Source organism: Dokdonella sp. (genome assembly GCF_019634815.1).
Taxonomy (GTDB): Bacteria; Pseudomonadota; Gammaproteobacteria; order Xanthomonadales; family Rhodanobacteraceae; genus Dokdonella_A.
Genome location: NZ_JAHCAP010000011.1, coordinates 15,484 through 37,314 on the forward strand (window position 1 = coordinate 15,484; position 21,831 = coordinate 37,314).

Below are 21,831 nucleotides of genomic sequence, written 5' to 3' on the forward strand. Positions count from 1 at the left end.
TGCCTTCCCACACCCCCATTCGCGCCTGCGGCGCGAATCGCCCCCTGACTTAAGGGGGCAGCGACGCCGCTGCGCGGCATCAATCCCTGAGTTTGCATGGCAAACTTCGGGCCCCGCCCCCTTTGCCCCCGAGCCCGATTCCCCACCCCATGAAAATCCTCGTCATCGGTTCCGGTGCGCGTGAGCACGCCATCGCCTGGAAACTCATGCAGTCGCCGCGCGTGCGCGAAATCATCGTTGCCCCGGGCAACGCCGGCACCGCGCGCGAACCGCGGGTACGCAATGCGCCGGTCTCGATGACCGACGTCGATGGTCTGCTCGCGCTGGCCCAGCGCGAAGGCATCACGCTCGCCGTGGTCGGTCCCGAAGCCGCACTCGCGGCAGGGGTCAGCGACCGTTTTCATGCTGCCGGAATCCGCTGCTTCGGTGCCAGCCGCATCGCGGCGCAACTGGAAAGCTCGAAGGCCTTCGCCAAGGAGTTCCTCGTCCGCCGCAACATCCCGACCGCGCGCCATGCAACTTTCGAGGATCTCGAGCTCGCATTGGCCCACGTGCGACGCCACGGCGCGCCGATCGTGATCAAGGCCGACGGCCTTGCCGCGGGCAAGGGTGTGGTGGTCGCGCTCACCCAGGCGGACGCCGAACTCGCGCTGCGCGACATGCTCGGCGCGCACAGCTTCGGCGCAGCGTCGGCGCGGGTGGTGATCGAAGAGTTCCTCGTCGGCGAGGAAGCCAGCTACATCGTCATGAGCGATGGCCGCAACGTGCTGCCACTGGCGACCAGCCAGGACCACAAGCGGCGCGACGAGGGCGACCTCGGCCCCAATACCGGCGGCATGGGCGCCTATTCACCGGCGCCGGTGATCACGCCCGCGGTCGAGGCGCGCATCCTCGAGCAAGTGATCCGCCCGACCATCGCCGGCATGGCCGCCGAAGGCGTGCCCTTCATCGGCTTCCTCTACGCGGGCCTGATGATCGATGCAGACGGCGCGCCCAAGGTGATCGAGTTCAATGCGCGCTTGGGCGATCCCGAGACGCAGCCGATCCTGATGCGCCTGAAGACCGACCTCGTCGACCTGATCGAGGATGCGCTCGATGGCCGCCTCGACCGCAGCATGGCGAGTTGGGATGCGCGTCCGGCGATCGGCGTCGTGGTGGCCGCTGCCGGCTATCCGGGCAAGGCGCGCAGCGGCGACGTGATCGATGGCCTGAGCGTCGAGCCGGATCCCGACGTCAAGGTGTTCCACGCGGCCACCGCGCTCGATGCGCAGGGCCGCATCGTGAGCGCCGGCGGCCGCGTGCTCACCGTCTGTGCACGCGGCATTGACATCGCCGCCGCCCGCGACAAGGCCTATGCGGCCGCTGCCGACATCCACTTCGAGGGCGCATTCTGGCGCCGCGACATCGGCCATCGCGCACTCGCGCGGCGCTGACCGCCGGAACGCCTTGCCCGGGCGTTCCGGCGCGCACCACTTACTTCGCGGGCGGCGCGACCTGCGGACGCTGCGGATTGAACAGCGGTGAACTCGCCGACCATGGCAAGGTCGGCAATTTGTGCGCGCGCAACTGGTCGAGGATCTCGCGATACGGGACCAGCGCCTTTTCGCCACCATCACGCAGCACGATGAACATCGCGCCCTGCTCGGTGGCCACCGCCTCGTCCCACTTGCCATTGGCCGCGAGCGCCAGCGCATAGGCTTCGGCCAGCACCGGCGCGCTGTTGGCCTGATAGATCTTCTTCGCGTAATCGAGCGCCATGCGCTTTTCATCGGCGCTCGCCGCCGCGCAGGTGCTGACGTTGCGCACGAACAGTTGCAACAGGAACGGCGAATCGGGCGAGCCGCGCAAGGCGTCGTTGAGGGTCTTGAGCGTTTCCGCGCAGCGACCGCTGATTGCATCGACGGCCACCAGGCGCGCCCACGCCTCTGCATTGAGCGCGTCCACGCCCAGCACCGCCTTGTACTGCACACGGGCATCGTCGTAGCGCTTGTTGCGCTGCTGCAAGGTACCCAGACCCAGACGCGCGCTGACCAGCCTGGGTTCGATCTCGATCGCCTGGCGGTACAGGCGTTCGGCGCCGGCATCGTCGTTGCGGATTTGTGCGATCAGGGCCTCGCTGGTCAGGGCCATCGAGTTTTTCGGATCTGCGGCCAGCGCGCTGCGCAAGCGGGATGCCGCGGCATCGAGATTGCCTGCGGCAGTCTCGACGCGGCCGTAGAGCGCGAGCAGCATCGAGTCGTTCTTGCTTGCCTGCAGCGCGGCATCGAGCGTACGGCGGGCCTCGGGATACTTGCCGACCTCCATCTGCGCGAGTGCGTTGTCGATCGCCTGGTCGCGCGGGCTGGCTGCAGGCTTGGCTGCATCACCGGCCGAGGCGCGATCGCCGAACATGTGGCGTCCGATCGGATCACTCAGGCCGGGCATGCGGTCACCGGCCTTGACGCGCTCGGCGGCTGCGCCCTTGGCATCACCATTGGCGGCGAGCGCATCGGCGAGCAGACCGTTGAGGCGATTGGCCTCGGGCTGGAACTCGAGCGCGCGGCGATAGCTCGCCACCGCGTCGGCGGGGCGCTTCTGCTGCATCGCGATGTCACCGAGCAAGGTCAGCGGCACCGCTTGCTTGCGCTGCGCCCACGGCTCAAGCACGCGCTTGGCACCCTCCAGATCGCGGGCGTCCATGAGCGCGGTGGCGAGCGTCACCGCGATCGGCAGATAGTCGGGCGAAAGCGTGTGCGCGCCCTCGAACAGCTTCAGGGCCTGTGCATGCTGGTCGCGCATCGCCGCGAGCAGGCCACGCAGATAGACCCAGCCACCATTGCGCGGCGCCAGCACCGTGGCATCGGCGAGTGCGACATCGGCAGCATCGAACAGGCCATTGCGCGCATAGGCAGCACCGAGCAGGGCATAGGTCTCGGCGAGTGGATCACCGATCAGCACGTCCTTGCTCTTGTCGAAACTCGCGCGCTGCTCGCGCAGTTCCCTGGCGCGCTCGGGCGTCAGGCGCGACAGATCGGGACTGGGTACCGCCTGCAGTTTCGGCGACGCCGGCGCGCTCGGCTGTGCAGCCAGGGGCAGTGCCAGCAACAGGCCAAGGGAAAGCAACGAGGCGAGCAAGAGGCGTAGACGCATGGGATCGAAGTCCATGGACAGGGCAGGAAAGTCGCCTAGTCTAACGCGGCCCGATGAACGCCAAGGCCTGCATTGGGGCGTCAGGGCCTGCTAGATTCCATCGATGCCAGATCACCCAGGGGACCGCATGTCCGAGACCAGCCAGTTCAGCCTGCTTGGCACGCGCCGCTTCGCACCGTTCTTCGCCACCCAATCACTGGGCGCGTTCAACGACAACGCCTTCCGCAATGCGCTGGTGGTGCTGGTCGGTTACCACATGGGCCTGGATGAACATGCGGTGGGTTTCTACTCCAACATCGCGCCGGCGCTGTTCATCCTGCCGTTCTTTCTGTTCTCGGCCAGCGCTGGCCAACTCGCCGAGAAATACGAGAAGGCGCGCATCATTCGCTGGGTCAAGCTGTTCGAGATCGCAGTGATGATCCTGGCCGCCTGCGGCTTCTGGCTCAAGAGCATCCCCGTGCTGCTTGCCGCACTGTTCCTCATGGGCCTGCACTCGACCCTGTTCGGGCCGATCAAGTACGCGATCCTGCCGCAGGCGCTCAAGAACCACGAACTGGTCGGCGGCAACGGCTTGGTCGAGATGGGCACCTCGCTCGCGGTGCTTATCGGCATGGTCGCGGGTGGCGTGGCGATGAGTTACGGCCCGCTGTGGGCGAGCGCCCTGGTGATCGCCACCGCGATCGTCGGCTGGCTCACCAGCCGCGCGATTCCGCCGGCGCCGGCAACCGCGCCCGATCTCGTTTTCAACTGGAATCCGTTCACCGAAACCTGGCGCGTGCTCGGCTTCGTGGTCAAGGACCGCGTGGTGTTCAACTCGGTGCTGGGGATCTCGTGGTTCTGGTTCTTCGGCGGCGTGTTCACGATGCAGCTGCCCAACTACACCACGCACTTCCTCGGCGGCACCGAGGCCGTGCAGATCCTCGTGCTGGCACTGTTCTCGGTCGGTGTCGGTGCTGGTTCGTTGCTATGCGAGCGCCTGTCGGGACACAAGGTCGAGATCGGTCTGGTGCCGCTGGGATCGATCGGCCTGACCGTGTTCGGCCTCGATCTGTATTTCGCACGCTCGCAGCCGACCAGTCTGCATGAACTGTCCGCGCTCGCCTTCCTCGCCACGCCGGGCAGCTGGCGCATCGTCGCCGACTTCGTGCTGGTCGGACTGTTCGCAGGCTTCTTCATCGTGCCGCTGTTCGCACTGGTGCAGAGCCGCGCCGACCGCAGCGAACTGTCGCGCGTGATCGCCGGCAACAACATCCTCAACGCGCTGTTCATCGTCGGCGCCGCCGCGTTCGGCATGGGCATGGCGGCGCTGGGCCTGTCGATTGCGCAGATTTTCCTTGCCGTCGCGCTGCTCAACGCGCTGGTGGCGATCTACATCTACACGCTCGTCCCCGAATTCCTGATGCGGTTCCTGTCGTGGATCCTCATCAACACGCTCTATCGGATCGACACGCGCGGACTGGACAACATTCCCGAACGCGGCGCCGCGCTGCTGGTGTGCAATCACGTGAGTTTCATGGACGCACTGATCGTGGCTGGCTCGGTGCGCCGGCCGATCCGCTTCGTCATGTACTACAAGATCTTCAACATCCCCGTGCTCAGCTTCATCTTCCGCACCGCCAAGGCGATTCCGATCGCCGGCCACAAGGAAGATCCCGCACTGCTGGAGCACGCGTTTGCCGAGGTCGATCAGGCACTCGCCGAAGGCCACATCGTGTGCATCTTTCCCGAGGGCGGCCTCACCAGCGATGGCGAGATCGCGCCGTTCCGCAGCGGCGTCGAGCGCATCCTCGCGCGGCGTCCGGTGCCGGTCGTGCCCTGCGCACTGCGCGGCCTGTGGGGTTCGGTGTTCAGCCGCCGCGACAGCGCGCTCGGTCGCTCGCGCTTGCCGCGCCGCTTCCGCGCCCGCATCGAGTTCGTCGCCGGCGCGGAGCTTGCCCCCACCGAGGCCAGCGCCGCGGCGCTCGAAGCGTGTGTGCGTGAATTGCGCGGCGATCTGGCCTGACCAACCGCACGAATTCAGGCGCGATGCGCGGGCCGATCGATCAGCTCGCGCCCGGGCATCGGCCGCGCATGCAGATGACCCTGCGCCGCGCGGCAATCCTGGCGCACGGGTGCGTTCCATTGCGCCCGGGCTTCCACGCAGTGGGCAATCGGGCGCGAAATCGGTTGCGGCGCTAGCCCAGGCTCAGCCTGAAACGGGCGCGGGCGTCGGCAGGGTCGTCTCGATCCGCGCCTTGAGCCAGCCGAAAAACGGATTGCAGGTGAGCCGGTTGAGCTGCTCGGCGCTCACCACCAGGGCACCCCGCTCACCGCGCAGCGACAGCGTGCCCAGCCGGATTCCGTAGTCTTCGTCCTGCCGCGGCCACAGCCCGTACAGCGGATCGTCACAGGCAAATGGCAAGGCCACGTGCGAGAGTGAATAGACGTCGGCCGGAAACGCAAGGCCAAGCGGCTGCTCGACCACGTCCTGCGCGCCGGGCGCAATCGAGCGCTCGCTGACTTCGAGCGTATCGGCGCGAAGGTTGCCGATGATGTCGAGGCGATAGGCTCGTGGCGTGGTGCCGTGCAGTACCTCGAGTTCGCCCGCCGCGGCGGAGCGGAACATCGGTGCCAGCAGGCTTGCGCGATTGATGTCGAACAGCACCAGCTCGCTGCCATTCGCGGGCAGGCGATCAAACAGGCCATGCACGACGCCGGCACTGCTCACCGTGCTGTCGAGCACCGACTGGAAGGCGAGGATGGGCGGCAACTGCCCGATGCGGCCAAGCGCGCGTGCGGTGGTGAGGCGTGCCTGTACCGCGACCGTGAGCAGGTACGACTGCAATGCGCCGTTGGTCGGAAACGAGTTGTACTTGAAGGGATTGAACTCGGGCAGGATGTCGATCCAGCGTGACTTCTCGAAGTACGGCAAACGACTGAACAGCGGCAACCAGCGCGACATCGATGCATACGGCCGCAGACCGATCATCGGCGACAGCAGCACGATGCGCTGCGGACGTGGCAGCTGCGCATCGTCGCCATTGATGCGATCGAGCGCGTATTCGAGCGCCAGCGCTCCACCGTTGGAATAGCCGACAACATGGATCGGTCGATCCACGCCGACGCGCGTGCGCAGTTCGCGCATCGCCATGCGCACCACCGCTGCCCAGTCTTGCCAACGCACATCGACCAGCCCGGCCGGCACCGTGCCGTGCCCCGGCAGGCGCGGCACGATCACCGCAAAGCCGGCCTGCTCGTAGAGCGTCGTGAGCGCGCGCAGGCTGTAGGGCGAATCGGTCAGGCCATGCAGCAGCAAGACACCGCCACGCGGCGCTGCGGGGGTCGACTCGTAACTGCGATTCCAGTCGCGCTCACCCTGCTGCGGACCAATCCGCGACCCGGTTTCGTAGCGCAGGAGGCCGGGTACCGCGGCGGCGGCAAGCTGGGCATGCAGTTCATCGAACAGCTTCTGCTCACCGGCCAGATAGTCGGCCCAGGTGAACTCCGCGGGCGCCGAGCGTGCGTGGAATTCCTGCGTGAGCGCGATGCGGTGCCAGGGCTGCAAGTCCGGCATCGCGCGCGCCTTGAAGGCATGCACGAGCAGCACGCCGAGCGCCGCGAGCAGGGCGAGCGCAGCCAACAGCAGGGCGCGGCGAAGCCAACGCTTGAACACGGGCAGGATCATCACGCGATGCTACCGCAGCCGCGCGGTGCGGATTCTCCTGCGCACAGGCGACTCGGGCCTTCGAGCCCACCTGGCGCGGTCTTCGGTTCGGCCGAGGATCGCCGACGGAGTCGGCCCCGGCCTTGCCGCAAGCCAAGCACGCCCATTGAACCCGGGACACCCGGATCGCTCAGTCGTCACCGGGTGATCTGGGAGGAACCTGTCGACAGGCTTGCGCGCGCGTTCCCACCAACCGACCCGGATGGCGGTGACGGAGCATTGCAGACCACGCGTGTGTGCATACCGAACGCGACGCTCGACAGCGAAGCGAGTCCGCGATCACCACAGGCACGCACGGCCAGAACCCTCATCGCGCCCATGTTGAGCACGCACAATGCGGTCGCCAACGCGCACCACACCATGATGGATCGCGCAGACATGACTTTCGCATTCATCGGATCATTCCTTTTCCCGTTGACCGGATGCCTGACCATGCAATAGCGGCGATACGGTCGCCGCTCCACGGCATCTGGTCAAGGGCGAACGCGCCAAATCCGGACGCCTCTCACGAAAGCGCCGCAACGCACGATCGCATCGAAGGCGTGCCGGCCAACGCGCCATGCTCGACCACGCGGCGCAAATACCAGCCGGGCGGCCATCACTTCTCGACGAAGGCGCGTTCGATCACGTAGTCGCCGGGCACGCCGATGCGTGGCGACACACCGAAACCGCGCGCATCGAGCAGGCTGCGCAGGTCGGCGAGCATCGCCGGGCCACCGCAGAGCATGAAGCGATCATGCTGCGGATCGGGTTCTGGCAAGCCGCAATCGCGCGGCAGCGCACCCGAGTCGAACAAGGCCGTGAGCCGACCCTGATGGACGAAGGGCTCACGCGTCACTGCCGGGTAGTAGACGAGTTTCTCGCGCACCATCGCCCCGAGAAATTCGTGCTGCGGCAAGGTCTGCGTGAGGTACTCGCGATAGGCAAGGTCAGCGACATGGCGCACGCCATGCGCAAGCACGATGCGATCGAAACGCTCGTAGGTTTCCGGGTCCTGCACCAGGCTGAGGAAGGGCGCGAGGCCGGTACCGGTGCACAGCAGGTACAGGTGGCGACCCGGCTTGAGGTCGTGCAGGGTCAGCGTACCGGTGGGCTTGCGACTGACGATGAGTTCGTCGCCCACGCGCAGATGGCGCAAGCGCGAGGTCAGCGGGCCCTCGGCGACCTTGATGCTGAGGAACTCGAGATGTTCTTCCCAGTGCGGACTGGCAATGCTGTAGGCGCGCATCAGCGGTCGTCCGTCGACCAGCAAACCGAGCATCACGAAATGGCCGCTGTCGAATCGCAGGCTGTCGCTGCGCGTGGTGCGGAAACTGAACAGGCCTTCGTTCCAGTGGTGGACTGCGAGCACGCGCTCGCTGGTAAATGCAGCCATCGATCGGAAAACTCAGGAATGGCAACTTGCGGCACGGCGCGCAGGCGCGGCGACAAGCGCGGGCGGGATGAAAGGACTCATCGGATCAGGGAACCGGCATCGGCATGCTCAGCGCCCCACCAGAAGCAGGGCCGGAAGTGCGATCAACACCAGCCAAACGACCAGCACGCGGCGCAGCACGGTGCGGGCATCGGCGAGCTCGACCAACGGATCGCCGACATCCTGCGCATAGCCATCGCCGGCCTCGACATCGGCGTCGACGCCGGCGCGTGCAAGCGCGCCGAGAAAACCCAGATCGAGCGTGAAATAGCCGCGCCCGTGCGCGGCATGATATTGCCGCCAGGTGCCCATCACCGCGTCGAAGTCGGAAACCAGGGCCAGCGTGAACGCGAGCAGATGCGCCGGCACCCAGTCGAGGATGCGCGCGGTTCGTTCGAGCGCTTCAAGCTGGTCGGCATCGAAGCTTTCGCGGAATGCGCTGCGCCGCGCCAACAATTGCACCGCGCGATAGCCCAGGGCGCCGCCCGGTCCGAGCAGCACGAACCAGAACAACACGCCAAACCAGCGCGACAGGGCCGAGGCGAATACCGCTTCGACCACGGCCACCGGTTCCAGTGGCAAGGGTTCGCTGTTGGTGTCTGGCCGCAGCGCCTGCAGCGCGGCATGACGGCGATCGCTGTCGGGTGCCTTGAGCACGGCCTGGATGTCGGCTTCGAGGTCGCCCGGCCCCCAGGCGAAGAACAACACGATGGTCGCGAATGCGAAGGCTGGAAGACCGAACAGCACCTGGCTGAGCAGGGCTTGCAGCACCAGGCACAGCAGCACGAGAACCAGGGGCAGCAGCAAGGGGCGATAACGCGAGGTCCTGGTGTCGCCCAGCCACTGCGCATTCCAGCCTTGCAGCCAGGAAAAATCACGCCAGCGCGCCAGCTCCGGCACGGCATGACCGGCAAGCAGGACAAGGACGATCGCGAGCAAGGTTTGAGCCATCGGGGATTCCGGCTAGGCGCCTGCAAACCCCGACATTCTAGCCCAAGGCAGGCCTTGCCTCAGGCTTGCGCGGCTGGCGGCGTGATTGCAGCAAGATCGACACCATGACCATGCAACCAGTGTGCGATCAAGGCGTGCGAGACCGACAGAGGTGGCGACACGCTCAGGTCGCCGGCGACGATGCCGTCGACCAGTTCGCCGGCGCTGAACCAGCGTGCATCAGCCAGCTCGCGCCCGACGCGAATTGCAGGATCGATCGCGCTCGCCTCGAAACCGAGCATCAGCGCCGAGGGAAACGGCCACGGCTGCGAGGAGTGATAGCGGCACTCGCCGACCACCACGCCCGATTCCTCTTGCACCTCGCGGCGCACGGCGTCTTCGATCGATTCGCCGGGTTCGACGAAACCCGCGAGCGTCGACCAGCGCGTCGGATGCCAGCTCGACTGCCGACCGAGCAGGCAACTGTCGCGCCAACCGACGATCACGATGATCGCGGGATCGACGCGCGGAAAGTGTTCGGTGGCGCAGGCCGGGTTGCTGCAGCGGGCTCGATGACCCAGCGCGAGCAAGTCGAGCACGGCGCCGCAGACACCGCAATGAACCGTGCGCACCTGCCAATGAGCGAGCGCACGTGCGTAGGCAAACAGGCTGCTGTCGAATGCAGGCAGGGCCACGCCGGCGCTGCGCAGATCCAGATCGCGCGCCGCCAGTTCGCTCGCCACGCACGCGCCCGCGTGCGCGTCGACACGAATCGAGAACAGGGGCCCATCGCCGTCCTCACCCAGATAGGTGGCCTGTGCCTGCGGCAACAACGCGCGCTGCTCGACGCTGCCGAGCAGGCGCAGCCGATCACCAGCGGCCGTGACCAGCGCGCGATGTCCCGCGCGCGGATCTTCAGACAAGAGCAGATAGCGACTGCGCCGGTCCTCCACCTGGGCCTGCGCCCATGCGACATCATCGCGGTCCTCGGCATGGCGATCCAAGTCGAGGCCGGCGAAGATGTTGGTGGTTGCGCGCAAGCGGATCGAGGTCAGACCGTGAACGACGAACCGCAACCGCAGGTCGTCTTCGCATTCGGGTTGCGGATCACGAACTGGGCGCCGCTCAGCGATTCGGTGTAGTCGACTTCGGCCCCGGCGAGGTATTGCAGGCTCAACGGGTCGACCAGCAGCGTGACGCCATCGCGGTCGAGCGCGAAATCGTCCTCGGCACGCTCCTCGTCGAAGCTGAAACCGTACTGGAAGCCCGAGCAGCCACCACCGCTGATGTAGACACGCAGCTTGAGCGCGGGATTGCCTTCCTCGGCAATCAGCTCGCGTACCTTGTCGACAGCCGCGCCGGTGAAGACGAGCGGCGGCTGCTCGGCGTCCTGGTAGGTGGGAACGGCTGTAGTCGCATTCATGGTTGCAGTCCGTGGGGCATCAGGGCGATGTCGGCCCGAGCGCGGCGATTTTCAAGCCGAAGCGCGTGCCGATGCGGCAAGTGTCTCATCACCCGCGTCGGTCTCGGCAGGTCCGGTCAACTGCCGCGGCGACTCGGCATCGTGGATCATCGCGCCGTTGATCTGTGCACCGGCCGCCATTTCCAGGACTTTGTAGTAGACATTGCCGACGATGCGCGCGGTCGCGCCGAGCTCAAGCCGCTCACTCACGTGCAGGTCGCCTTCGATGCCGCCATTGATCACGGCATTGAACACGCGCACCCGACCCTTGACACTGCCCTTCTCGCTCTGCGTGAGCACCGCGCCCGGCGTCTGCGCCGTCACCGTGCCCTCGATGCGGCCTTCCAGGTGCAAACCACCCTCGAAGCCGACATCGCCCTGGATTTTCGTGCCTGCGGCGATCAAGGTGCTGATCGTCGTCATCACGCGTTCACGCTTGTCACTGCGAAACATGCTCGCTCTCCTGACCCTTGACGGCATCAGCCCACGCGAAGGATTGCTCGGTGCGCGCGCCGTCGCCTTCGGCACGCACCACCACGCGACTCGGCGTGAACCCGTCTGGAAGCACAATGGTACCGCGCACCTGCTCGAAATATTTGAACGAATAGCCGATTCCGGCATCGTTGCCCTCGGCGACGAGCGCCTTCCATTCAAGCGTGAGCACCTTGCCCTCGCTGACGCCCTCGATCGCCAGCGTGAGCTGGCCCTTGGTGTCGTCACCGCGCTTGAAGTTCTGGGTGAGCGTGGCGATGAAGTTCCAGGCCCTGGAGTCGGCCACCGGCGTCATGCGCAGCGCATACACCGCCAGTCCCTCGCGCTTGCCGCCAAGCAGGCGTCCGTAGAAGGCGAGGTCTGCACGCAAACCATCAACCTGGGCGTCCCGCTCGCGCATCGAATCCTGCAATTCGACAAGGGCGGTCTTGGCGACCTGCTCGGAGCGCGTGAGCATGGCGATGCGCGCTTCAAGCTCGTTGTTCTGCGCCCGCGCCGTCTTGAGTTCGGCGCTCACGCCCTGGTTGACCACGCCCCGTGCCGCCAACACCGCCACCAGCACGCCGACCAGGGCCAGCGAAGCCAGCCACGCCAGTACCAGCAGCACGCGCTGCCGCAGCTCGCGCGAAGGGTCGCGCGTGTGCACCACAAACTCGGGAATTCGTGCCATGAAACATCTGCTTCGTCGGGGCAAGCCCTCGCTTATATGTCGCGCCTGCCGCAGCGGTCAACGCGCGGCGCAGCAGCGGATAGAATCGGGGTTTTCATCGGCGGCACACCCATGCTCTGGCTCAAGGCATTCCACATCATCTTCGTCGTGACCTGGTTCGCCGGCCTGTTCTACTTGCCGCGCCTGTTCGTTTATCACGTCGAAGCCACGGAAAGCGCCATCCGCGAGCGACTCAAGGTGATGGAGCGACGCCTGCTCGGCATCACCCACATCGGCGGCGCGCTTGCACTCGGCTTTGGCCTTGCCACGCTGGTCGCGTTCTCGTGGCACAACCTCGCCTATCTGCAGCAAGGCTGGCTGCACGCCAAGCTCGCACTGGTGGCGGTGCTGATCGGCTATCACGTGATGCTGGCACGCATGGTCGGCCAGTTCGCCCGCGACGAAAGCACGCGCAGCAGCCGCTGGCTGCGCGTGTTCAATGAAGTGCCGGCACTGCTGCTGATCGCGATCGTGCTGTTGGTGGTGCTCAGGCCCTGAGCAAGCGCTCAGCTGGAGAGTTTGCTCTGCAGGTAGAGGTTCTCGCCGAGCTTCTCAATCAACCCCAGCTGGGTTTCGAGCCAGTCGATGTGTTCTTCTTCCGACTCGAGGATCTTCTCGAACAGCTCGCGGCTGACGTAGTCGCCAAGCTTTTCGCAATCGGCGATCGCAGCCTTGAGGTCGGGCACGGCCAGCATTTCCAGACGCAGGTCGCAGGCAATGGCTTCGCATGGCGTTTCGCCAATCAGCAGCTTGCCCAGCGCCTGCAGGTTGGGCAGGCCTTCGAGGAAGAGGATGCGCTCGATGAGCATGTCGGCATGCTTCATCTCGTCGATCGATTCCTTGTACTCGTGCTCGGCGAGCTCGCCATAGCCCCAGTTGCGGTACATGCGCGAATGCAGGAAATACTGGTTGATCGCGGTGAGCTCGTTGAACAGCGCCTTGTTGAGGTGCGCGATGATTTTCGGGTCGCCCTTCATGCAATTTCTCCGGATGGGGCAGGCGACAATCGCGCCCGTGAGTGACTGAGTCGTCGCACTATAGCGCCATGACCCTCGCGCGCGGCATCGCGCCGGCACGCGACGAGCCACCACGCATCGCTGCGCGGGGGTGAAAAGTGTCGGTGGAATCGTCGCGCAGCCTCAGGCTGCGTGCGCGATGCTCGGCAGCCCCAGGGGTCGCATGTGCTTGCCGCTGGCCTCATCGAACAATTCGCGGGCAAGGCTCTCGCAGTTGCCGCAGCAGTCCGAACAGCCGGTACGCGCCTGCAAATCCGCGAACGAGCTCGCACCGGCATGCGCGGCGGCGCGAATGTCCCGATCGGTCACGGCATTGCAGATGCACACGTACATGGCGGCGTCCTCGATGAAGCGGCGCCATTCCAACGCAAACAAGAATGATTGTCAATAGCAATCAACGCTGACGCGACGCTCAACCGTTCTCGACGGCCTTGTCCGGCCACACCGGCTGGCGCAGCGTCAGGGAACAGCTCACTTCGGCCAACGGCACCAGATGTCGCAGGGCCTGCTCGTAGACCCGGCGCTTGAAGTTGACCACATGCGCGGCCGGATACCAGAACTCGACCCAGCGCCACAGATCGAACTCGGGCTTTTCGTTGGCGTCGAGCCGTACCGACGATTCGTCACCGATCAGACGCAGCAGGAACCAGACTTGCTTCTGGCCGATGCACACCGGTCGGTTGTGGCGCCGAACCAGGCGCTCGGGCAAGCGATAACGCAACCAGCCCGGCGTGGCGCCGAGCACTTCGACGTGGTGCGCCAGCAAGCCGGTTTCCTCCTCCAGCTCGCGATACATCGCCTCGATCGGCGTCTCGTCGCTGTTCATTCCGCCCTGCGGGAACTGCCAACCGTCGCGCCCGACGCGACGCGCCCAGAACACGTGGCCCTGAGCGTTCAGAAGAATGATGCCGACGTTGGGTCGGTAGCCATCGGGGTCGATCATCTGCGTGGGTGGATCAAGCAGTATTGGCCCGATTCTTCCATACGCCTTGCGCGAGCGGCAAGCCGCGGCCCGCCTTCGCGCTTGACAGCGCCGCCGCGCCGACTAGAATCGCACGCCCTTTGCGCCTGCCCGCGCGGCCGAGCCGAACCGCGCCTGCCGTCGCCCCAGCGTCGTCTCGCGATACCCGGCGGCTTTGCGAACAGCCACGGCGAAGGCAACACAAGTGCGGCGCCAAAGCCGTTACAATCCGCGTTCTGGCTATGTAGCTCAGCCGGTTAGAGCACAGCACTCATAATGCTGGGGTCGGTGGTTCGAGTCCACCCATAGCCACCATCCAAAGAATTCATCGACTCTCGAAGAATCGGCCGACGGTGCTGCGGCATCGTCACGCCTCACTCACCGCGCCGGAAGCACGGGTATCTCCAGGCCCGACAACCACTCGAAGGTCGGATCGTAGTAGGCGCAGTCGCGAGTGGGATCGTCCGGCGCGCCTTCGGGCACGACGATCACCATGCCCTGGCGTGCACGCGTGAGCAACACACGATAGGCATTGAGCAGATAGCGCTGCCTCATCGGATCGCGCACGCGTTTCCAGCGGTTGCCCTCGAAACTGTGATGTTCCCAGCCTGTCGGTCGAAACCGCAGGTCGCCATCCCACACCACGCACGACCAGTCCAGTTCCAGACCCTGCACCTGAAACTCGGTGGCGACATCCTCGAGGTAGTACGCGGAGCGCACGTCATCCTTACCCTTGAGGAACCAGTGCACCGGGTCGACGGCCACGCGTACATCGATCGCCAAAGGCTTGAGCCTTTGTGCGCGCGATGAAACAACCATGCCGTAGCGCTCGCTGCCGCGCGCCTGCTCACGCAGCCATTGGCGCGCTATCGGCAGATGCCTTGTCAAACGGATCGGAAATCCACGCAGGACTTCGATCAGGCTTGCGCGCGCGGCTTCTTCGTCACGAGCCAGCAGCAAGTTGACGAATTCGGACACACGCTCGCTGCGGAAGGAGCGCACCGACGTCGCCAGATGCAGGCACGGCTCCCAACGGGCGCGCCGATCACGCGCGAGCGCATCCAGCGCCGCGTCGGCGTGAAACTCCACTTCGCGCAGGCGCGGCGAAAGATGAACGCGCCACGTGGGGAAACTGCGCTCGAGCGCCGCAAGCCACTCGCCGATGCCGGCCTCACCGGTGTTGATTTCCTGGCCGCTGCCAACCAGACACACGACCACGGCCCAGTCCGCGTGGCGGTCGAGGCAGGACATGAGGAACTCGGGCTCCGACTGCGCAAAGCCGGGGAGATTCTTCTTGCGTGCCATGAAGTGGGCAGTCTGGGCCAGGTTCCACGCACGCTGCGCTTCATCGAACAAGGCCACATGCTCGATCGGCGGGCCTGTATCAGTCAGGCAGTCATCGCGGAAGTGGTGCACATTCTGGATGAACTGCTTGACCTTGCTGCGCGCTTCGCCGATCCGGATCGTTTGCCCACGCTCTCCGGCACGATGGACGTGGTCTTGCGCCAACGCCTCATGCAGCACCTTGACCAAGGGCCCATTACCCGAGAGATAGACGCTGTAGAGATCGCTGCCGGCATCGGTATGCCGATTGGCGATGTCCAGGCCCACCAGGGTCTTGCCGGCGCCCGGCACGCCGGTGACGAAGCAGATCGCCTTGTGCTGCTCTGATCGCGCCTGCGCGATGATCTGCGCGACGCGCTGGGAGGTGACGGCCAGGTTTTCCGCACCCGCATCGCTGCGCGAGATGTCACCCACGTCATGGCCGGCATAGAGTGCGCGCGCGGCTTCGACGATGGTCGGCGTCGGTCGATAGCGCCCCGTCTGCCAGTCTTGCGCATCGATCGGAGTGCCGGTGAAGAAGGCCAGTGCTTGCTGGAACAAGTTCACCAGCGCATCGGAGCCCATGCATACCGGCCGCACCAAGCGATCCCTGTCGATCCGCAGTTCGAGAATCGCTGGCGCAGCGGAGACCTGCGTGGCCACCAGCACGGGAACGATCGTGAGCTCGTGGCTGGTCTCGTGGAAGTTCTTGAGATCAAGCGCGTAATCCCAGACCTGGTCCATCGCGGCGCGATCGAAGCGATCCGCGCCAACCTTGAACTCGATCACGAACAAGACCGGGCCAAGCACGAGAATGACATCGGCCCGCCCGCCCAAGCGCGGAATCGTGTACTCGAAGAAGATCTTGCCCGACGGCATGGCCGACGCGCGCAGCGCGCTGCGCAACACTTCGATTTCCGCCAGCCATGCGGTCTTCTGACTGAGCAAATCAGCGAAGGTCGACTGTGTCGTGATCTTGCCGAACACCTGCTCGGCAGGCTCGGACAAAAACACGTCAATCGTGGCGGCATACCCCCAACGATCCATCAAACTCCCCGGTGGTCGCGGACCAGGATAGAACAGGAGCGCGACGGCGATCCATCACCGACAGCACCACGCAGCTAGCCCACACCCAAGCCAAGCGAAGATGGATGCACGACGATCCGTGCCGCTGCGCGCGGCGACCACCGATGTCCTGCCTTGTGCGGAAAAACACCGACAATGCGTGCCCATCGACACTGCCGATCGGCATGCCCCAAGGTTTCGTTGCAGGCCCCCACGCGCCCATCCCAGGCGCGTCGGAAACCGTTCATTCGAAGTTGTCGGCAAAGATCACGTCGCCGACGAAGAAGTTGTGCGTGCGGGTCACGCCTTCGTAGGTTGCCTTGAAGCGCCACAAGCCGGAGGGCGCGTTGCCCGGCAGGCTCCAATACCAGTACCAGTACGAAGCCGCGTAGAACGGGTCGCTGGTTGAATCGGACATCTTGAAATTCCAGTTCGAAAATGCACTGCCGTCGGGCCGCAGGATGCTGAAACTGGTGACCTGCGGGCCGAGTTGGTCGCGGTAGTAGGCCGCGAAATACACCGTATTGCCGGGATTGAAGCGGTCCGCGTAGTTCGGCGTTTCGGCGACGGGGTTCGGGCAGTTCGGCTCCGGGAACACCGGCGCCGCCGAGTGCGTGGCGAGCTTGTTGATGGCCGAGTCGTAGTACGGCCGCTGCTGCGCCCACAGCGAAGCCGGGGCATTGCAACTGCCGTGGTAGGGCTCGAGGATCGTGTAATTGCTCACTGCCGAGTGATTCTCGAAATGCAGGTGTGGGCCACTGGAGAAGCCGGCACTGCCGACCTTGCCGAGGTATTCACCGACCGCGACGCTCGCGCCGATGGCCTTGCTCGTGAGCGAGGACTTCTTCATGTGTCCGTACCAGGCCACGCTGCCGTCGGCGTGGCGCACATAGACGGCATTCCAGTCAGCCGAGTAGTGATCGGGACAACTGCGGTCGTCATTGCCGTCGGTCTTGCCGATGATCGTGCCGGGCGCGGCCGCGATGATGTCGACCGCCTGCTGGTCCATGAGCAGCCACGAGAAGGGCCACAGGAAGAAATCGATGCCGGCGTGGTTGTAGCCATCGTCGAGATCGTAGGTGCGCGTGCCGCAATTCCAATCGAGCAACTGATCCGGATAGGCGGAATCGAGATCGACGAAATTGGAGATGCCGTGAAAGCCGGGATCGCCCGCGATCGGCGGTGCAGCACGCAGCGGCCACTGCAGGCCGCCCTGCAACAGCATCGCCGGCACGGCCGGAGCGAGCACGCCCTTGCGCTCGAGCTCGATCACGTTGCGCTCGAGCATTGCATCGATGCGCGCGCGCTGCTGCGCGCTGATTTCATCACCCGGCAACACCGGCGCGGGACCACCACCGGCGGGCACCTGCGCCCAAGCGAGCGAACCCAGGATCAACATCGGCAACACGCTCATTGGCCTTCCCCCTGTTTCACGCGAACCCGGTCGAGAGCATATACCTGCGCGGGAAGCGCGAATCCGTCTGCGCGCCCGACACATGTCACACTTGCCGCATGAATGCCGCAGCCCAGCTCAAGGACATCCTGCACGCAATCGGTCAAGCGCCCGAAACCTGGCGCGTACGCCTGCACCGCGCGATCAGCTGGCTTGCGCGTTCCGAGCGCGAGGGCGAGGATGACGACGCCCGTTTCATCTTCCAGTGGATCGCGCTCAATGCCGCCTACGCGCGCGAGTTCAGCCGCGAGGAGAGCGAGCGCGAACGCCTGCGCCAGTTCCATGCGCGCCTGATTGCGCTCGATGCGCAAGCACGCCTCCACGATGCGCTGTTTCGCCAGTTCAGCGGGCCGATTCGCACCCTGATCGAAAACAAGTTCGTGTTCGAGCCGTTCTGGACCGCGCTGCGCGAGCACGACGCGAGCAATCGCTGGGAAACCGGCTTCAACAACAGCCGCAAAGCGGCGCTTGCGGCGATCGTGAACAAGGACACCGCGGCGGTGCTGTCGATCGTGTTCGACCGGCTCTACGTGCTGCGCAACCAGCTCGTGCACGGCGGCGCCACCTGGAACAGTACCGTCAACCGCGCGCAACTGCGCGACGGCGTGGCGATCCTGCACAGCCTCGTGCCGCTGGTGCTCGCGATCATGCTCGAGCATCCGGACGAGGATCTGGGCGAGGTGCTCTACCCGGTCGTGTAGCGGCCCTCACCCGGCCCTGCGGGCCACCTGCTCCCGGCGGGAGGCTGCACGCGGCCGCGCATGCGCCCGAAGCCTGGCGCGTGTTCCCGTTGGGAATGCAGCGGCTTTGGTAGGAGGGCCGGAAGGCCCGACCGCGACGCTGCATGTTCGCAATGCGTGTGATCGTGCGCGGCCGGGTCGCGGCTGCCGCCGCTCCTACAACCGCGCGTGATCCGGTTCCGCTCTACGTCGTGCCGGGTAGGAGGGCCGGAAGGCCCGACCGCGGCGATGCGTGTTCGCAATGCGTGTGATCGTGTGCGGGCGGGTCGCGGCTGCCGCCGCTCCTACACCAGCGCGTTGCGCGGTTCGACTCTACGTCATGCCGGGTAGTGCCGGGTAGGAGGGCCGGAAGGCCCGACCTGGGCATCACATGCAGGAGGCCGGAAGACCCCACGGCGACGCTGCATGTTCGCAATGCGTGTGATCGTGTGCGGTCGGGTCGCGGCTTCCGCCGCTCCTACAACTGCGCGTTGGCCGGGTCCGCGCTGCGCCATGCCGGGTAGGAGGGCCGGAAGGCCCGACCGCGACGCTGCATGTTCGCAATGCGTGTGATCGTGCGCGGCCGGGTCGCGGCTGCCGCCGCTCCTACACCAGCGCGTAGGCCGGATCCGCGCTGCGTGTGATCGGGTGCGGCCGGGTCGCGGCTGCCGCCGCTCCTACAACCGCGCGTGGCCAGGTTGGGATTGCAGCGGCTTTGGTAGGAGGGCCGGAAGGCCCGACCGCGGTCGCCGCCGCTCCGGCCTCTCATGCCGCCAAGCGATGTTCGTAGTACGGGCGGTCGCGGTCATCGAGGATCAACTGCAAGGCCGCAAGATTCGTCGCATCGGGGTGCAGCCAGGCATCGATATGGTCGGGCTTGATCGGCACGATGCAGCGGTCATGGCCCGCCGCAGCGACCTCGGCGGGCGGCGTATCGGTGATCGCGGCGAATGAATCCAGGGCCTCATCGCCGTGTTGCCAGTGCGACCACAGGCAGGCGACGAGCATGTCGTGCGCAGGCCGCGGGCGGAACTCGAGCACGAAGTTTTGTTCCTGCTCGCCGGGCTCGAGTGCGCGATGCTCGGCGGCATGGCGCGCCACGTTTTCGTAGAACGCATGCACGATCATCAGCGCATGGCTGTGCCCGAACTGACCACGCCAGAATCCTTCGAGATTGTCACGCCGCGCGTTGTAGGTGCCCGGATAGCGCGTGTCGTAACTGGCTGGCTTGCCGGCGGGGCGACACTGGTAGCGCATCGGTCGCAGCACACGTTTGCCACCCTCGCCGACCAGCACCGGCGCGTACCAGCCCGGAAAAATCCGCGCGTCGCGCTCAAGCAGATCGCTGCGACGCAGATCGGCCAGTTTGCGCAAGGTCCATTCGATCTTGTCGCCGGCAATGCGCTCGTTCTCGGCCGCGGCCTTGGTGTGCTTGAGTGCGAGCGCACGCTGCGCATCGGCAAGGCGCTTCTTCTGCTTGAACAGATCCTGCTCGAGCCGCTGCGTCTCGCGCGCATCGAAGGCGTCGATGAGCGCCTTGATGCGGCGTTCTCCGTCGTTGCGCGGCTGCATGAACGCCGCGTCCACAGCCTTGGGAATGCGCAGCCGTGCGCCCTGATCGCGCTGCCAGTACAGGCGCGCGAACGCGGCGATATCGAGCACGGCGCTCTGCTCGCGCTGGTACTTGCGGAAGTCGGCCTGGATTTGCGCGGAGTAGCACATCGCAACTATTCGCTGTAGACCGGCACTTCCGGGTTGCGCCGGAAACTGAAGATCAGGTTGGTTTCGATGCGCGCGACTTCCGGGCGCGTGGTGAAGGCATCGAGCACGAAGTCGCGCAGGTGGTCGCTGTCACGCACCGCGACGTGGACGAGGAAGTCATCGGCGCCGGCGACGTGATAGAACGCGAGCACTTCACGCAGGCTGCCCAGATGCGCATGAAACCCTGCAACCTCTTCGCGCGAATGACGCGCAAGGCGCACGCTGACCAATGCCTGCAAGCCGATGCCCACCGCAGCCGGACTGATTTCGGCATGGTGGCCGTGGATCGCGCCGATCTCGTGCAGGCGACGCACGCGCTCGAGCGCGGTCGAGGGCGCCACGCCCAGTCGCTGCGCCAGTGTCTTGTTGGGCAATCGAGCATTCTTGCGCAGCTGCCGCAGGATCTCGAAGTCGATTCGGTCCAGTTGCACGGAAAGCATCCACTGCGAAATAGAGTTCGGCCGATGCGCCGGCGCGACGTCATGCATTCTAGACTTGTGCCACATCTCCGAACAGGTCGACGCCATGAAATTTTCGCAGACGCAGGCCGTGCACGCCGGCCGCGAGGACTTCGCCGAACTGGGGGTGCACGCGCCGCCGCTGGACTTGTCCACCACCTATCCGATCCGCGACCTCGACGCCGGCACCGCGAGTTTCGATGCACTCGTGGCCGGCGCCGCGCAGGCGGACAACCCGATCTACGCGCGGCTGTTCAATCCGACCGTGGCGCGCTTCGAGCGCGCCCTCGCGCAACTGGAAGGCAGCAGCGATGCGGTCGCATTCGCCTCGGGCATGGCAGCAACCGCGGCCTGCCTGCTCGCCGCGCGCGGGCGTGGCTCGCATGTGCTCGCGGTACGTCCACTCTACGGTACCAACGACCACCTGCTCGACTCGGGTCTCATGGGCGTGCCGGTGCGTTGGATCGAAGCGGCCGCGATCGCCGATGAAGTGCGCAGCGACACCGCGCTGGTGTTCATCGAGACGCCGTCCAACCCGACGCTCGATCTGGTCGACATCGCCGCCGTGGTCAAGACCGCGGGCAAGGTCCCGGTGCTGGTCGACTCGACCTTCGCCACGCCGGTGTTGCAGCAACCGCTGCGGCAGGGCGCGCGACTGGTCATGCACAGCGCGACCAAGTTCCTCGGCGGCCATGGCGACGTGATCGCGGGCGTGATCGCCTGCGATCACGAATGGGGCACGGCGCTGCGGCAGGTGCGCGCGGTCACCGGCGGCCTGCTGCACCCCCTGGCCGCATACCTGCTGCATCGCAGCCTGCCGACGCTCGCATTGCGCGTGGAGCGCGCGCAGGCCAACGCGATCACGCTCGCGCAGCGCCTGTCCACGCATGCAGCCGTGGCCAAGACGTTTTTCCCCGCACTCGGCACGGTCGCCAACGCGCATCTGCTCGGCACGCAGATGACGGGCCCGGGCACGATGATCAGCTTCGATCTCGAGGGCGGTCACGCCGCCGCGGCGCAGCTCATGCGCAAGGTCAAGGTGGCAACACCCGCGGTGAGTCTGGGTTCGGTCGATACCCTGATCCAGCATCCGGCCGGCCTCACCCATCGCGTGCTCGACGAGGCCACGCGCGAGCGTTACGCGATCACGCCCGGCCTGGTGCGGCTGTCGGTGGGCATCGAGGATGTCGAAGATCTGTGGGCCGATCTGCAGCAGGCCTTGCCGCCGCGCTGATT

General features: G+C 65.8%; 20 protein-coding genes and 1 tRNA gene. 6 read left to right on the plus strand and 15 right to left on the minus strand.

Annotated features, from left to right (window positions below; genetic code table 11):
• Positions 1-149: 149 nt before the first annotated feature.
• Positions 150-1,433 (plus strand): phosphoribosylamine--glycine ligase, encoded by a 1,284-nt coding sequence (purD, locus tag KF759_RS07310; RefSeq protein WP_291224068.1) that lies wholly within the window; start codon positions 150-152, stop codon positions 1,431-1,433.
• 40 nt (positions 1,434-1,473) lie between these two features.
• On the opposite strand, the gene KF759_RS07315 is transcribed toward purD, so the two are convergent.
• Positions 1,474-3,129 carry a tetratricopeptide repeat protein gene (locus KF759_RS07315; protein WP_291224070.1) on the minus strand — a complete coding sequence of 552 codons (1,656 nt, stop codon included), beginning with the start codon at positions 3,127-3,129 and terminating at the stop codon, positions 1,474-1,476.
• Between the two features lie 127 nt (positions 3,130-3,256).
• On the opposite strand from KF759_RS07315, the gene KF759_RS07320 reads away from it, so the two are divergent.
• Positions 3,257-5,131: an MFS transporter gene (locus KF759_RS07320; protein WP_291224072.1), complete on the plus strand. Its 1,875-nt coding sequence runs from the start codon at positions 3,257-3,259 to the stop codon at positions 5,129-5,131.
• A gap of 183 nt (positions 5,132-5,314) precedes the next feature.
• Here the strand turns inward: KF759_RS07320 and KF759_RS07325 are convergent, their stop codons facing one another.
• The 7 genes from KF759_RS07325 to KF759_RS07355 all read right to left on the minus strand — a co-directional run bounded on the left by KF759_RS07325 (position 5,315) and on the right by KF759_RS07355 (position 11,800).
• A complete protein-coding gene (locus tag KF759_RS07325; RefSeq protein ID WP_291224074.1) occupies positions 5,315-6,793 on the minus strand; it encodes an alpha/beta hydrolase in 1,479 nt (492 codons plus the stop codon).
• 637 nt (positions 6,794-7,430) lie between these two features.
• Positions 7,431-8,207 carry a ferredoxin--NADP reductase gene (locus KF759_RS07330; protein ID WP_291224076.1) on the minus strand — a complete coding sequence of 259 codons (777 nt, stop codon included), beginning with the start codon at positions 8,205-8,207 and terminating at the stop codon, positions 7,431-7,433.
• A gap of 108 nt (positions 8,208-8,315) precedes the next feature.
• On the minus strand, positions 8,316-9,197 hold the full coding sequence (gene ampE / locus KF759_RS07335; protein ID WP_291224078.1) for a regulatory signaling modulator protein AmpE: 882 nt from the start codon (positions 9,195-9,197) through the stop codon (positions 8,316-8,318).
• Between the two features lie 59 nt (positions 9,198-9,256).
• On the minus strand, positions 9,257-10,216 hold the full coding sequence (gene nudC, locus KF759_RS07340; protein ID WP_291224080.1) for an NAD(+) diphosphatase: 960 nt from the start codon (positions 10,214-10,216) through the stop codon (positions 9,257-9,259).
• An 11-nt stretch (positions 10,217-10,227) separates the two neighbouring features.
• Positions 10,228-10,599, minus strand: a complete 372-nt coding sequence (gene erpA, locus KF759_RS07345; protein ID WP_291224082.1) for an iron-sulfur cluster insertion protein ErpA — start codon at positions 10,597-10,599, stop codon at positions 10,228-10,230.
• 51 nt (positions 10,600-10,650) lie between these two features.
• Entirely contained in the window at positions 10,651-11,091 is a 441-nt protein-coding gene (locus tag KF759_RS07350) for a polymer-forming cytoskeletal protein (RefSeq protein WP_291224084.1), read from the minus strand.
• Positions 11,078-11,800, minus strand: coding sequence for a DUF6776 family protein (locus KF759_RS07355; RefSeq protein WP_291224086.1), 723 nt, complete (start codon positions 11,798-11,800; stop codon positions 11,078-11,080). Before KF759_RS07355 ends, KF759_RS07350 begins: the two co-directional genes overlap by 14 nt.
• Positions 11,801-11,911: 111 nt before the next feature.
• Between KF759_RS07355 and KF759_RS07360 the strand changes: the two genes are divergently transcribed.
• Positions 11,912-12,337 (plus strand): CopD family protein, encoded by a 426-nt coding sequence (locus KF759_RS07360; RefSeq protein WP_291224088.1) that lies wholly within the window; start codon positions 11,912-11,914, stop codon positions 12,335-12,337.
• Between the two features lie 8 nt (positions 12,338-12,345).
• Here KF759_RS07360 and bfr read toward each other — a convergent pair whose 3' ends face one another.
• The 3 genes from bfr to KF759_RS07375 form a co-directional block, all read right to left on the minus strand.
• Positions 12,346-12,816 carry a bacterioferritin gene (gene bfr / locus KF759_RS07365; protein WP_291224090.1) on the minus strand — a complete coding sequence of 157 codons (471 nt, stop codon included), beginning with the start codon at positions 12,814-12,816 and terminating at the stop codon, positions 12,346-12,348.
• A 162-nt stretch (positions 12,817-12,978) separates the two neighbouring features.
• Positions 12,979-13,188: a (2Fe-2S)-binding protein gene (locus tag KF759_RS07370; protein WP_291224092.1), complete on the minus strand. Its 210-nt coding sequence runs from the start codon at positions 13,186-13,188 to the stop codon at positions 12,979-12,981.
• A 79-nt stretch (positions 13,189-13,267) separates the two neighbouring features.
• Entirely contained in the window at positions 13,268-13,798 is a 531-nt protein-coding gene (locus KF759_RS07375; RefSeq protein ID WP_291224094.1) for an RNA pyrophosphohydrolase, read from the minus strand.
• Positions 13,799-14,054: 256 nt separating this feature from the next.
• Here KF759_RS07375 and KF759_RS07380 point away from each other — a divergent pair.
• A tRNA-Met gene (locus tag KF759_RS07380) sits at positions 14,055-14,131 on the plus strand.
• Positions 14,132-14,194: 63 nt separating this feature from the next.
• On the opposite strand, the gene KF759_RS07385 is transcribed toward KF759_RS07380, so the two are convergent.
• Together KF759_RS07385 and KF759_RS07390 are read right to left on the minus strand one after the other, a co-directional pair.
• Positions 14,195-16,186: a DUF2075 domain-containing protein gene (locus KF759_RS07385; RefSeq protein ID WP_291224096.1), complete on the minus strand. Its 1,992-nt coding sequence runs from the start codon at positions 16,184-16,186 to the stop codon at positions 14,195-14,197.
• Between the two features lie 262 nt (positions 16,187-16,448).
• Complete coding sequence (locus KF759_RS07390; RefSeq protein ID WP_291224097.1) at positions 16,449-17,618, minus strand: peptidoglycan DD-metalloendopeptidase family protein; 1,170 nt, start codon at positions 17,616-17,618, stop codon at positions 16,449-16,451.
• Between the two features lie 98 nt (positions 17,619-17,716).
• Between KF759_RS07390 and KF759_RS07395 the strand changes: the two genes are divergently transcribed.
• Positions 17,717-18,358 (plus strand): HEPN domain-containing protein, encoded by a 642-nt coding sequence (locus tag KF759_RS07395; protein WP_291224099.1) that lies wholly within the window; start codon positions 17,717-17,719, stop codon positions 18,356-18,358.
• A 783-nt stretch (positions 18,359-19,141) separates the two neighbouring features.
• Here the strand turns inward: KF759_RS07395 and KF759_RS07400 are convergent.
• Both KF759_RS07400 and KF759_RS07405 read right to left on the minus strand, forming a co-directional pair.
• Positions 19,142-20,098, minus strand: a complete 957-nt coding sequence (locus KF759_RS07400; RefSeq protein ID WP_291224101.1) for an SOS response-associated peptidase family protein — start codon at positions 20,096-20,098, stop codon at positions 19,142-19,144.
• A 5-nt stretch (positions 20,099-20,103) separates the two neighbouring features.
• On the minus strand, positions 20,104-20,568 hold the full coding sequence (locus KF759_RS07405; RefSeq protein ID WP_291224104.1) for an Lrp/AsnC family transcriptional regulator: 465 nt from the start codon (positions 20,566-20,568) through the stop codon (positions 20,104-20,106).
• A 94-nt stretch (positions 20,569-20,662) separates the two neighbouring features.
• Here KF759_RS07405 and KF759_RS07410 point away from each other — a divergent pair, with 94 nt between their 5' ends.
• Entirely contained in the window at positions 20,663-21,829 is a 1,167-nt protein-coding gene (locus tag KF759_RS07410; protein WP_291224106.1) for an aminotransferase class I/II-fold pyridoxal phosphate-dependent enzyme, read from the plus strand.
• Positions 21,830-21,831 lie beyond the last annotated feature (2 nt).

Excerpts from the sequence above, each read along its gene's own strand:
- purD (WP_291224068.1), top strand. The coding sequence starts at position 150 with ATGAAAATCCTCGTCATCGGTTCCGGTGCGCGTGAGCACGCCATCGCC.
- KF759_RS07315 (WP_291224070.1), bottom strand. The coding sequence starts at position 3,129 with ATGCGTCTACGCCTCTTGCTCGCCTCGTTGCTTTCCCTTGGCCTGTTG.
- KF759_RS07320 (WP_291224072.1), top strand. The coding sequence starts at position 3,257 with ATGTCCGAGACCAGCCAGTTCAGCCTGCTTGGCACGCGCCGCTTCGCA.
- KF759_RS07325 (WP_291224074.1), bottom strand. The coding sequence starts at position 6,793 with ATGATCCTGCCCGTGTTCAAGCGTTGGCTTCGCCGCGCCCTGCTGTTG.
- KF759_RS07330 (WP_291224076.1), bottom strand. The coding sequence starts at position 8,207 with ATGGCTGCATTTACCAGCGAGCGCGTGCTCGCAGTCCACCACTGGAAC.
- ampE (WP_291224078.1), bottom strand. The coding sequence starts at position 9,197 with ATGGCTCAAACCTTGCTCGCGATCGTCCTTGTCCTGCTTGCCGGTCAT.
- erpA (WP_291224082.1), bottom strand. The coding sequence starts at position 10,599 with ATGAATGCGACTACAGCCGTTCCCACCTACCAGGACGCCGAGCAGCCG.
- KF759_RS07350 (WP_291224084.1), bottom strand. The coding sequence starts at position 11,091 with ATGTTTCGCAGTGACAAGCGTGAACGCGTGATGACGACGATCAGCACC.
- KF759_RS07355 (WP_291224086.1), bottom strand. The coding sequence starts at position 11,800 with ATGGCACGAATTCCCGAGTTTGTGGTGCACACGCGCGACCCTTCGCGC.
- KF759_RS07360 (WP_291224088.1), top strand. The coding sequence starts at position 11,912 with ATGCTCTGGCTCAAGGCATTCCACATCATCTTCGTCGTGACCTGGTTC.
- bfr (WP_291224090.1), bottom strand. The coding sequence starts at position 12,816 with ATGAAGGGCGACCCGAAAATCATCGCGCACCTCAACAAGGCGCTGTTC.
- KF759_RS07370 (WP_291224092.1), bottom strand. The coding sequence starts at position 13,188 with ATGTACGTGTGCATCTGCAATGCCGTGACCGATCGGGACATTCGCGCC.
- KF759_RS07375 (WP_291224094.1), bottom strand. The coding sequence starts at position 13,798 with ATGATCGACCCCGATGGCTACCGACCCAACGTCGGCATCATTCTTCTG.
- KF759_RS07385 (WP_291224096.1), bottom strand. The coding sequence starts at position 16,186 with ATGGATCGTTGGGGGTATGCCGCCACGATTGACGTGTTTTTGTCCGAG.
- KF759_RS07390 (WP_291224097.1), bottom strand. The coding sequence starts at position 17,618 with ATGAGCGTGTTGCCGATGTTGATCCTGGGTTCGCTCGCTTGGGCGCAG.
- KF759_RS07395 (WP_291224099.1), top strand. The coding sequence starts at position 17,717 with ATGAATGCCGCAGCCCAGCTCAAGGACATCCTGCACGCAATCGGTCAA.
- KF759_RS07400 (WP_291224101.1), bottom strand. The coding sequence starts at position 20,098 with ATGTGCTACTCCGCGCAAATCCAGGCCGACTTCCGCAAGTACCAGCGC.
- KF759_RS07410 (WP_291224106.1), top strand. The coding sequence starts at position 20,663 with ATGAAATTTTCGCAGACGCAGGCCGTGCACGCCGGCCGCGAGGACTTC.